This window comes from Mesorhizobium sp. (assembly GCF_004962925.1).
Taxonomy (GTDB): Bacteria; Pseudomonadota; Alphaproteobacteria; order Rhizobiales; family Rhizobiaceae; genus Mesorhizobium.
This window is the reverse complement of the sequence record NZ_SUEO01000127.1, coordinates 1-9,791: the sequence shown is the minus strand read 5'-3', so window position 1 is coordinate 9,791 and position 9,791 is coordinate 1. Positions and strand designations below refer to the sequence as shown.

General features: G+C 63.6%; 12 protein-coding genes. 8 read left to right on the top strand and 4 right to left on the bottom strand.

The features are described 5' to 3' along the window. A partial coding sequence (locus E5W87_RS22585) for an MFS transporter (protein WP_292402463.1) occupies positions 1-1,104 on the top strand: 1,104 nt, incomplete at its 5' end. A gap of 63 nt (positions 1,105-1,167) precedes the next feature. On the opposite strand, the gene E5W87_RS22580 is transcribed toward E5W87_RS22585, so the two are convergent. Beyond that, positions 1,168-2,370, bottom strand: coding sequence for a pyridoxal phosphate-dependent aminotransferase (locus E5W87_RS22580; RefSeq protein ID WP_127294743.1), 1,203 nt, complete (start codon positions 2,368-2,370; stop codon positions 1,168-1,170). A gap of 205 nt (positions 2,371-2,575) precedes the next feature. Here E5W87_RS22580 and E5W87_RS22575 point away from each other — a divergent pair, with 205 nt between their 5' ends. From E5W87_RS22575 to E5W87_RS22565, 3 genes are all read left to right on the top strand, one after another. Continuing rightward, positions 2,576-3,469 (top strand): EAL domain-containing protein, encoded by an 894-nt coding sequence (locus E5W87_RS22575; RefSeq protein WP_292402459.1) that lies wholly within the window; start codon positions 2,576-2,578, stop codon positions 3,467-3,469. Then, the gene (locus E5W87_RS22570; RefSeq protein ID WP_292402456.1) at positions 3,466-4,320 is read left to right on the top strand and encodes an EAL domain-containing protein; all 855 of its coding nucleotides are present in this window, start codon (positions 3,466-3,468) and stop codon (positions 4,318-4,320) included. The genes E5W87_RS22575 and E5W87_RS22570 overlap by 4 nt, the downstream gene beginning before the upstream one ends. A 111-nt stretch (positions 4,321-4,431) precedes the next feature. Next, the gene (locus E5W87_RS22565) at positions 4,432-5,043 is read left to right on the top strand and encodes a glutathione S-transferase family protein (protein WP_292402454.1); all 612 of its coding nucleotides are present in this window, start codon (positions 4,432-4,434) and stop codon (positions 5,041-5,043) included. 324 nt (positions 5,044-5,367) lie between these two features. On the opposite strand, the gene E5W87_RS22560 is transcribed toward E5W87_RS22565, so the two are convergent. Further along, complete coding sequence (locus E5W87_RS22560; RefSeq protein WP_023678332.1) at positions 5,368-5,580, bottom strand: cold-shock protein; 213 nt, start codon at positions 5,578-5,580, stop codon at positions 5,368-5,370. A gap of 332 nt (positions 5,581-5,912) precedes the next feature. On the opposite strand from E5W87_RS22560, the gene E5W87_RS22555 reads away from it, so the two are divergent. Further along, the gene (locus E5W87_RS22555) at positions 5,913-6,239 is read left to right on the top strand and encodes a hypothetical protein (protein WP_292402452.1); all 327 of its coding nucleotides are present in this window, start codon (positions 5,913-5,915) and stop codon (positions 6,237-6,239) included. Between the two features lie 4 nt (positions 6,240-6,243). Here the strand turns inward: E5W87_RS22555 and E5W87_RS22550 are convergent, their stop codons facing one another. Next, positions 6,244-6,813 (bottom strand): methylated-DNA--[protein]-cysteine S-methyltransferase, encoded by a 570-nt coding sequence (locus E5W87_RS22550; RefSeq protein WP_292402450.1) that lies wholly within the window; start codon positions 6,811-6,813, stop codon positions 6,244-6,246. 180 nt (positions 6,814-6,993) lie between these two features. On the opposite strand from E5W87_RS22550, the gene E5W87_RS22545 reads away from it, so the two are divergent. Further along, on the top strand, positions 6,994-7,860 hold the full coding sequence (locus E5W87_RS22545; protein ID WP_292402448.1) for a lytic transglycosylase domain-containing protein: 867 nt from the start codon (positions 6,994-6,996) through the stop codon (positions 7,858-7,860). A 5-nt stretch (positions 7,861-7,865) separates the two neighbouring features. Beyond that, entirely contained in the window at positions 7,866-8,354 is a 489-nt protein-coding gene (locus tag E5W87_RS22540; RefSeq protein ID WP_292402446.1) for a GNAT family N-acetyltransferase, read from the top strand. Positions 8,355-8,617: 263 nt separating this feature from the next. On the opposite strand, the gene E5W87_RS22535 is transcribed toward E5W87_RS22540, so the two are convergent. Further along, positions 8,618-8,959: a hypothetical protein gene (locus E5W87_RS22535; RefSeq protein WP_292402442.1), complete on the bottom strand. Its 342-nt coding sequence runs from the start codon at positions 8,957-8,959 to the stop codon at positions 8,618-8,620. A gap of 199 nt (positions 8,960-9,158) precedes the next feature. On the opposite strand from E5W87_RS22535, the gene E5W87_RS22530 reads away from it, so the two are divergent. Continuing rightward, positions 9,159-9,614, top strand: a complete 456-nt coding sequence (locus tag E5W87_RS22530; RefSeq protein WP_292402439.1) for a lysozyme inhibitor LprI family protein — start codon at positions 9,159-9,161, stop codon at positions 9,612-9,614. Positions 9,615-9,791: the final 177 nt, after the last annotated feature.

Below are 9,791 nucleotides of genomic sequence, written 5' to 3'. Positions count from 1 at the left end.
TCGTTTGCCGCCATCTCGCTGCTCGTCGGCCCCGTCGTCGGCGGCCTCCTGGTCGAAGCCGCCGGATGGCAGAGCATTTTCCTGATCAATCTGCCGCTTGGCCTCGCCACGATCGTGCTGGGTGCAGCTTCGATCGTAGAGACTTCGCATCCCGACCATGCCCATCTCGACCTTGTCGGCCTGGCGCTCAGCATTCTGTGGCTGGGCGCGCTGACCTTTGGCCTAATATCGGCAGGCGAAAACGGTTGGGGCGATCCGCGGACGGTCACGGCCGTTGTTGCCGGCCTGGCCGGCCTGGCAGTCTTCCTTGCCTTCGAGGCGCGTACGCCAAGGCCGATGCTGCCGCTTGGCCTGTTCCGCGACATTCGCTTTGCCGTCGCCAACGTCGCCTCGTTCGCGCTCGGGCTCACCTCCTACACCAGCGTCTTCCTTTATTCGATGTTTCTGCAGCAGGCACAGGGCTGGTCGCCGACACAGACCGGCTTGCGCATGGCGCCGCTGTTCCTCGTCCAGATGGTCGTGTCGCCGGCGATCGGCAGGCTCAGTCAGCGCTACGGACACTCGGCGTTGATGGCCGCCGGCTATCTTTCGAGCGGTCTTTCCATGCTGGGCATGTGCTGGGTTGGACCCTCAAGCCCCTACGCCACGATCGGCCTGCTGTTTGCGATCGGCGGCCTCGGCAACGCGCTGTCGATCCCGACCGGCAGCGCCGCCGCGATGTCGTTTGCGCCGCGCGAGCGGTCGGGCATGGTGTCGGCGGTGATCAACGCGACCCGCCAGGGCGGTACCGCCATCGGCATCGCGCTGCTCGGCGCCCTGATGAGCATGCGGGCAACAACCCTGCTGACGGCGCATCTTGAAAATGCTGGGATCGCCAATGCTGGAGCGCTGGCCCGCGCCGCCGTTTCAAGGCACGATTTCGCAGCCGATGCGGCGATGGGCGAGGACGGCCTGCGCGCTCTGTTCGCAGTCGCCTATGCCGGCGGCTTCCATGCGGCGATGCTGACGGCGGCCATCGTTTCGTTCGTCACGGCCGGGCTTCTGGTCGCGGTTTTGGCGCCGGCCGAGGCGCGTTCGGCGCGCGAAACCAATCAGCAGGGATGAGGCTGATGCCAACGGCCACCAAACCCGGCCCGCGGCCGGGTTTTGGTGTTCGGATGCGCCTGATCAGGTCAGCGAGGCGGTGAAGCGCTGGATGCGCGTACAGGCCTCTTCGAGCAACGCCTCCGATGTGGCGTAGGAGATGCGGAAGTTCGGGCCGAGGCCAAAAGCCGAGCCGAACACGACCGCCACGCCCTCCGCCTCGAGCAGCTCCGAGCAGAAGGCCTCGTCGCTGTCGATCACCTTGCCGGCTTTCGTCTTCTTGCCGATCAACTTGGCGCAGGACGGATAGACATAGAAGGCGCCTTCGGGCGATGGGCATGTGATGCCGCGCGCCTGGTTGAGCATCGATACGACGAGATCGCGCCGAGCCTGGAAGATCGCCTTGTTTTTCGCAATGAAATCCTGCGGACCGTTCAGCGCCTCGACCGACGCCCACTGCGCGATGGTGCAGGCGCCGGACGTCTGCTGGCCCTGGATCATGTCCATCGCCTTGATCAGCGCCACCGGCCCGGCCGCATAGCCGATGCGCCAGCCGGTCATGGCATAGGCCTTCGACACGCCGTTCATGGTCAGCGTGCGCTCATAAAGCTTCGGCTCGACCTCGGCGATGGTCTTGAAGACGAAGTCGCCATAGATCAGGTGCTCGTACATGTCGTCGGTCAGCACCCAGACATGCGGATGCTTCAACAGCACGTCGGCCAGATCGCGCAATTCAGCCTCGGTATAGGCGGCGCCGGACGGGTTCGACGGGGAGTTCATCAACAGCCATTTGGTGCGCGGTGTGATCGCCTTTTCCAGCGCCGCCGCCGTCAGCTTGAAGCCGTTGTCGATGGAGGTGTCGGCAAAAGCCGAGGTGCCGCCGCAGATCGCCACCATCTCGGGATAGCTGACCCAATACGGCCTCGGGATGATGACCTCGTCGCCGGGGTTCAGCGTCGCCATGAAGGCGTTGAACAGGATCTGCTTGCCGCCGGTGCCGACAATGGTCTGCTCCGGCCGGTAGTCGAGATTGTTCTCGCGCTTGAATTTTTTCGCGATCGCCTCGCGCAGCGGCACAATGCCGGAAACCGGCGGATATTTCGTTTCGCCGCGGCGGATGGCGTCGATCGCAGCGTTCTTGATGTTGTCCGGCGTGTCGAAGTCCGGCTCGCCGGCACCCAGCCCGATCACGTCACGGCCGGCGTTTTTCAGCTCGCGCGCTTTCTGCGTCACTGCGATGGTCGCGGAAGGCTTAACGCGGGAAAGGACGTCGGCAAGAAAGGCCATGACGATATTGTCTCCTTTGGGATGCAGGCGGTCCATCCAACCGCGGCGCATCTCATGTCGCATCATTCCGCCAAGCGCAAGCACTGTCGGATGAGCCAGATCTCAAATCCCCGGCAATCCGGCAACAATAAATTCACTTACCGGCGGTAAAACCCCGAGTGGCTGGATCACGACCCATTCCGCCAGTCTCGCAAAGCGAGGAATCGTGTCGCGCAGCATCGGACTTGCCCATATCGTCCGTCATGACGACGGCACCGCCAGCGGTGTCTGGGGCACCTATACGTTGCAGAGCGCTTTCCAGCCGATCTTCGCCTTCAGCAAAGGCAAATTGTCGGTCACCGCATTCGAGGGGCTGATCCGGCCGTTCCGCGATCGCGAGCCGCAATCGCCGATGAGTTTTTTCAACACCTGTCCGACGGTCGACCGCCTGCATATCGAGGCGCTGACAAGGACGCTGCACCTTCTGAACGCCGGTGCCTGCCTGCCGCCAGAGGCGTCCATCTTCATCAATTTCGACCCGTCCGTGTTCACCGATCGCAGCATCGCCGACAAGGCGCTGCGCGACATGCGGCTGGTGCTGCATGAGGCTGATATCGATGCAAACCGCGTCGTCTGCGAGGTGACCGAGCAGAAATCGGCGTCGCAGGAAACCCTCTACAGTTTCGTCGAGGCGCTCAGGGCCAATGGATTTCGCATCGCCGTGGACGACTACGGCGCCGACGAGTCCGACATCAATCGCATCAAGGAGCTCAGGCCTGATATCGTCAAGTTCGACGCTCGCTGGATCATGCAACTGATGGAGTCCGGCGCCGGCTTCGCGCTGCTGACCGCCATGGTGGCAAGCTTCGAAGAGCAAGGCATCCGCACGGTGTTCGAGGGCATCGAGGAAGGCTGGCAGCTTGAACTGGCCGAGAAATCGGGAGCCTCGATGGTGCAGGGATTCGCGCTGGCGCGCCCGGAGCTTGCGCCGACCAGCTTTCACGTCTTCGGCAAGGACAGGCAGATGCCCGCGGCAGTGCCCAATGCCGGCGACGCGGCTGCGACCGTGCCGCCTTCGCTGCGGCCGAAACGGGCTTTCGGCCGCAAGGTGGCGCCATGACTGGGCGGCACGACAGGCGGCGCAATGTCGGCGAGGCGATCTTCGCCGACGAGGTTGGGATCGAATATGGCGTCTACGGCGCGTTCCGGCTGAGGAGCGCCTATCAGCCGATTTTTGCGCCGCGCGGCAGGTTTTTGACCGCCGTTGCGGTCGAAGGCCTGATCGACCCGCACCGCGCCGGCAGGTCGGTCGCACCACCCGTGTTTTTCGAGGGTGTACCCCTGCCGGATCGCCTGTTCGTCGAGACGATGTGCCGGGTGCTGCATCTCCGGAACTTCCGCAACATCGGTGTCGACGGGCTCGACCTGTTCTTCAACTACAATCCGCTGCTCAATGATGACCCCGGGCGGGCGCTGGCCGAGATCAGGCTGATGACCAGGCATCTCGCCGGGTTCGACCTGCACCCCGGCATGCTGGTCTGCGAAATCACCGAACAGGCGGCCGATGACAAGGTGCTCGTCAGCCTGGTGCGCGAGATGCGGCGTGACGGCATTCGCATCGCCATCGACGATTTCGGCACAGGGCATTCGACGGAAGAACGGGTCGCCCTTGTCCAGCCTGACATCGTCAAGATCGACGGCACCTGGTTTGCGGAATTCTGTCGCCATGCCGCCGCCGAACGATTTTTCCGGCCGCTGGTTTCGGCGCTGCACGACCGCGGCACCAAGGTGCTGGTCGAAGGAATCGAGAATGCCACTCGTTTGCGCGTCGCGCTGGATGGCGGCGTCGACCTTTTGCAGGGTTACCATCTGGCGCGGCCGGCGTTGGCCGGCACGGTCTTCGACGAGGAGCCGCTGCCCATCGACCGGCTGCTTGGCATGGACAACAATGTCGTGCCGTTGTTTGGGTGACCTATCAGCGGCGCTGATGATTGCGCCAAAACAAATCACTGGATGAAGCTGTTGCTGCCGGGATAATTGCCGGTAAAGGCGCCCCGTAGGGGAGCGGCGATGGGAGCAAAAATGACCATACTTTATGGAATGATCGACAGCGGCAATTGCTACAAGCCGCGCCTTCTGATGGCCAAGCTGGGCATGGCCTTCACCAATGTCGAGGTGAGTTCGCATACCGGCGACACCCGCAAGCCCGACTATGTCGCCAAGAACCCGAACGCCATGGTGCCGCTGCTCGAGCTCGACGACGGCAGGCGCCTTGCCGAATCCAACGCCATCCTGCTCTATCTCGCCGAAGGCACGCGGTTCTTGCCGGCCGACAGATATGAACGCGCACTTGCCTATCAGTGGCTGTTCTTCGAGCAGTACAGCCACGAGCCCTATATCGCGGTGCGCAAGGCGCTGCTGACCTTTCCCGAACGGGCCAAGGACGCGACGCCGGAGCGGCTGGCGGTGACGCTAGAACGGGGCAACAAGGCGCTCGGGGTGATGAACAAGCATCTGGCGGGCAATGCGTTCTTTGCCGGTGATACATTGAGCGTCGCCGACATCGCACTCTACGCCTATACGCATACGGCCGAGATGGGCGGTTTTCAGCTCGACGCCTATCCGGCGGTGGCGGCCTGGCTAGAACGGGTCGAGGCCGATCCGGGGCATGTGCCGATGGAATGGCTGCCTTAAGTTCTGTCCTCACGCTCGTCGCCGCTTCGCGGCTCGCTCCGGACGGGGCGCGCCACGAGGCGCGACGCCCGGTCGGGCTTTGCGGCCTTCGGCCGCGACACGAAAACCGAGCAGGGATGGAATCCCGACAGCAAAAAGGCGGGATAAATCCCGCCTTCCCATGCTTGGTAGCCTGATCGGGAGCGTTGGGTCCGGGCCGGCAGCAATCTGCTGCTTCGGCTTGTCGGGGTCTTTCCGCTCCGGTGCGCTTCTCGCGCGACCGTCAGTACATCCGTGACTTGCCGCGCGCCCCGAACTATCGCCCGGCGCGCGCCATTCGCAAAATCAGGCTGCCTTGCTCAGAGATCCAGCGGACGACTTGCCAGTGCGGCGGTCCTGCTCGATCTCGAAGTTGATCTTCTGGCCTTCGACCAGGGTCGACAGTCCAGCGCGCTCGACTGCGGAGATGTGAACGAAAACGTCCGCGCCGCCGCTGTCAGGCTGGATGAAGCCGAAACCCTTGGTGGAGTTAAACCACTTGACCGTACCTGTTGCCATTTCGATAGTCCTTATTACGTTTGCTTTAGTTTGACCGAACCGAAATTCAGCCGGTTTGTATCGAGATTTTGGAGATAGACGTCAGCAAACGCGAATATCGCGAGGCCCGGATCGATCGGCCGAAATATCAATGGACCTCATATAGTCCGCTTCTCCGCAAAAAACAAGACTGCGCGAAAAAAGGCGCTGACGCGGCGCTGCCCAACGGCCGCCTCAATCGCGTGAAAGCCTTGTAACGTCGCGCGTTGCGGAGGGTCGCATCGTTTATCGCGCACGCTGCGGGGAAGGATCGTGCCGCCTTCGAGCGTCCGGTCCTGTTTTGGGAGAGGACCATGAAAACTGTTCTGCTTGCCGCCTGCCTGATGCTGGTGGCCGCCGAGGCGCAGGCGATCTCGCGCTATGACCCGAGCCGCATGAGCTGCGACAGGGTGCAGGCGACGATTGCGCGGGAAGGCGCCGTCATCTTGCGTTACCAGTCGACGCGCACGCCGGGGCTGCCGCTCTACGACCGCTATGTGCGGAGCCAGCGTTTCTGCAACATGGGTGAGGTCAGGGCACGGGCGTCGGTACCGAGCGCCGATACGAGGTCCTGCGTCGTCTACAAATGCAAGCGGGTGGACACAGACCGGCGTTTCCGCCGGCGCATCTTTCCGAACTAACACCCTAGAAGCCGAATGAGACCTGCGCCGGCGGCGGCGGGCCGACGCGCACGCCTTCCATCGCCAGCATCTTTTCCTTGGTGGTCGAGCCGCCCGGCGCGGAAAAACCGCCGATCTTGCCGCCGGCAGCAAGAATGCGGTGGCACGGGATGACCAGCGGCACCGGGTTGGCGCCGAGTGCTGCGCCCGTCTCGCGGGCCAGCCCGGCGTGGCCGGCGCGCTTGGCCAACTCGCCATATGTGGTGGTCTCGCCAAAGGCCAGCTTGCGCGCCGCGTCGTAGATGGCGAGGCGGAAATCGTCGACGCCGGTGAGATCGACCGGCACACCGGAGAAATCGACGTCTTCGCCGGTTGCATAGGCCTTTATCGACGCGATCAGCTCGGCAACCCATTGCGGTTGGGCGCTCGAATCGGCGCTTCCAACATGGTGCAAGAGCCGGCGTTCCACCGCATCGCGGTTGCGTTGGGGCAGGCAGAGCCGAGTCAGTCCGGCGTCGCTCCAGGCGATGCCCATGAAGCCGATCACGGTTTCGAAGACCACGTGGCCGGCGGTGGCTTGAGAGGTGCTTTCCATGACGTGCTCCTTTCCGAAGAAACGGATGGGAATCCAGTACATATCGGGAACGAGATATCGCATTTTCAGGTGGCTGTTGCCACCCGAAAACCATCGGAGGTCCACAACAAGCTGCGGATTGCGGGGGGAAAGGTGCTGGTGTAAGGATTTTCTTAACAGACGAAACGGACCGAGCGCGGCTTGCCAGCAAAAATCATCTTTCCCGCGATCGGCGTGATGCTCGCTGCGGCCGGTCTCAGCGGCTGTACCTCGACCTCGCAGACGAAGCCGGTGCCTTCCCTGACTGAAACCGCCGCCGCAGCCGGTAGTGATGCCGGCTTTACGCTGGTGCTGCCCGACACGGTTTTGGTGCTGCCGGAATCGTCCGGTGTCGCGCCTGTCCAGGCGGCGGCGCTGGCTGTCGACCCCGCCGCAACGCCTGCCCAGCCAGCTGCCTTTGCCGGCCCGACCCCGCTGGCCGCAACTGCACCTGCAGCCATTACGGCCGATGCCGCGCCAGCCAGCGCAGCACCTGTCTATGCGACGGCCACTGTCGCCATGCCGGCCACCGGCGAGCCGGGCAAGACGATGCCCGGCGTGCAGCAGGCCGCCTATGTCGTGCCCGAGAATCCGTCCGCCCTGCTTTCGACCAGCCCTGCCAGGGAGTACTCGACGGGGCCGCGCGGCGAGATCGAGCGGCTGATCGAGAAATATGCCGTCCTTTATGAGGTGCCGGTCGATCTGGTGCGCCGCGTCGTCAAGCGCGAGAGCACCTTCAATCCCAAGGCCTACAATCGCGGCCATTGGGGGCTGATGCAGATCAAGCATGCGACGGCGCGCGGCATGGGCTATGAGGGGCCCGCGAGCGGATTGTTCGACGCCGAGACCAATTTGAAATATGCGGTGAAATATCTGCGCGGCGCCTGGCTGGTGTCCGGCGGCAACGCCAAGCGCGCCGACCGGCTCTACCAGAGCGGCTATTATTACGACGCCAAGCGCAAGGGCATGCTGGAAGAAACCGGCCTTGGCCGCGACCGCGGCCGCCGTCGCATGCAGCCCGGTGCCTGACCACCATGCCTGAGCCGCGCCCGCCGGCGCCAAACGAGATAAGGCTGCGCAAGATCCTCGACGACACGCTTGCCCCGCCGCGCTGGCCGGAAGGCTTCGTCATGCGCGGCTTCGAGGCCACCGACGCGTTCGCTTTGCATGCGCTGCTGACCACCGTGTTCGACGATGGCGCCGACGGGCCGTTCGACGAATGGTGGCCGCGCATTTCAAGCGACGTGGAATTCGACCCTGCTTTGTGTTTCCTGGTTATCGACAGCAAGGGTCGGCTGGCTGGCGCGGCGCTGTGCTGGACGCGGGCGTTCGTGAAAGACCTTGCCGTCCATCCCGAGGCGCGCGGCCGAGGCATCGCCGAAGCGCTGATGTGGCACGCCTTCGCCGCCTTTCACGCACGGCGCGCTGCGCATGTCGATCTCAAAACCAACACGGTTGAGAATGCCGCCGCCGTCAGGCTGTACGAGCGGCTGGGGATGTTCGAAGTCGACTGGGCGGGCTAGTCCCGCTCTGTCGGCGGCCCTTACGCTGCGGAAAGTGCATCGTTTGTGAACTGCTTCACATAGGTCGCCAACGGCAAGTGCTAATACCCTGCCACGCCGTTCGGTCGGGGTACCGAGCGGAAGATGTCGGAGGGGGCTGCACCGGCATGTGTCAGCCGCACTCCACGGCGGGTCCCGAGGCGGGTTCGGGATCCGCCTCATCGTGCGCTACCGAGCACCGCCCGCGAACCTTCCCGTTCCAAGGCCAACCTGCTTGTTATCGCTCAGTCAGGCGCGTTGCCGATCTTCTGCTTGAGCTCTCGCGCCCAGGCCCGGCCTTCGTCGCCACCCCACAAAAGCCAGGCGATGTAGCCGGCCGACGGGTTTTCTTCGCTGCCGAAGTTGCGGCCCTTCTTGTCGACCCCATGGCGGGCGAAATAGCTGACCATGCGCTGGATGGTGGTGAGCGAAAGCTTATCGCGGTTCTTGAGCTCGGTCGCCCGCGCAACCCCGACCTCGGTGCCGCCGCGGCCAAATATGCCGCGCAGCCTGAGGCCCATGGCGGCATTGTCGGCGACGATCTGCGGACAGCGCAGGTCGATTTCGTCATTGTCGGCTTCGCGCATGGTTTCTCCCCGATATGGACCTATAGTCCTGAACGAAGAATGCGGTGAGATGCATCCCGTCCCGCAACACTATTGCTTCGCAGCCGTCGGAGCCGGTCTGAAAGGAACTGTCCACCAAGGCGACAGACTGCATCTTGCCTGTATTCGTCTCACGGTTAAGCTTTGTTACAGCGGGAGCTTTCGAAATCGGAGAAACACGATGCGGCTTTTGCTTTCGAAAACGGGTCTGGCCAAAACGGGTCTGGCCAAAACCGGCCTCGTCACCTTGATCCTAGCGGTTCCGCTGCTTGCCAACGCGGCGCGAGCCGACGATTGCGCCAACGCGCAGGATCAGGCGACCATGAACGAATGCGCCGGCAAGTCGTTCACCGAAGCCGACAAGAAGCTCAACTACGCCTACAAGCAGATCGAGGGCCGGCTGAAGGACGATGCGGCGTCAAAGAAGCTGCTGGTCGATGCGCAGCGCGCCTGGGTCGCCTTTCGCGATGCCGAATGCAATTTTCAGGGCGGCCCGCGCGAGAGCGCCGGCAGCATGTATCCGATGGTGGTCGCCGGCTGCCAGGAGGCACTCACCGCCGGCAGGCTGAAGGATTTCCAGGGCTACCTCAACTGCCAGGAAGGCGATACTAGCTGCCCGGTACCGGTGGCGCCGTAGCTTCGGCCGATTGGCAATCGCATAGGAGGCCCACTCATCCGGCCGCGGAGCCTGTCCTCGGGCTTGCCGGACGCAAGACCCGTGGGCGCCCACCTTCTCCCCGGCGGGGAGAAGAGGCTGGCATCGACGGCGGCAATCTCCTCTCCCCTCGGGGAGAGGTCGGATTGCCCCGAATTG

Coding starts and splice junctions, on each gene's coding strand:
- E5W87_RS22580 (WP_127294743.1), bottom strand. CDS start 2,370: ATGGCCTTTCTTGCCGACGTCCTTTCCCGCGTTAAGCCTTCCGCGACC.
- E5W87_RS22570 (WP_292402456.1), top strand. CDS start 3,466: ATGACTGGGCGGCACGACAGGCGGCGCAATGTCGGCGAGGCGATCTTC.
- E5W87_RS22565 (WP_292402454.1), top strand. CDS start 4,432: ATGACCATACTTTATGGAATGATCGACAGCGGCAATTGCTACAAGCCG.
- E5W87_RS22560 (WP_023678332.1), bottom strand. CDS start 5,580: ATGGCAACAGGTACGGTCAAGTGGTTTAACTCCACCAAGGGTTTCGGC.
- E5W87_RS22555 (WP_292402452.1), top strand. CDS start 5,913: ATGAAAACTGTTCTGCTTGCCGCCTGCCTGATGCTGGTGGCCGCCGAG.
- E5W87_RS22550 (WP_292402450.1), bottom strand. CDS start 6,813: ATGGAAAGCACCTCTCAAGCCACCGCCGGCCACGTGGTCTTCGAAACC.
- E5W87_RS22540 (WP_292402446.1), top strand. CDS start 7,866: ATGCCTGAGCCGCGCCCGCCGGCGCCAAACGAGATAAGGCTGCGCAAG.
- E5W87_RS22535 (WP_292402442.1), bottom strand. CDS start 8,959: ATGCGCGAAGCCGACAATGACGAAATCGACCTGCGCTGTCCGCAGATC.
- E5W87_RS22530 (WP_292402439.1), top strand. CDS start 9,159: ATGCGGCTTTTGCTTTCGAAAACGGGTCTGGCCAAAACGGGTCTGGCC.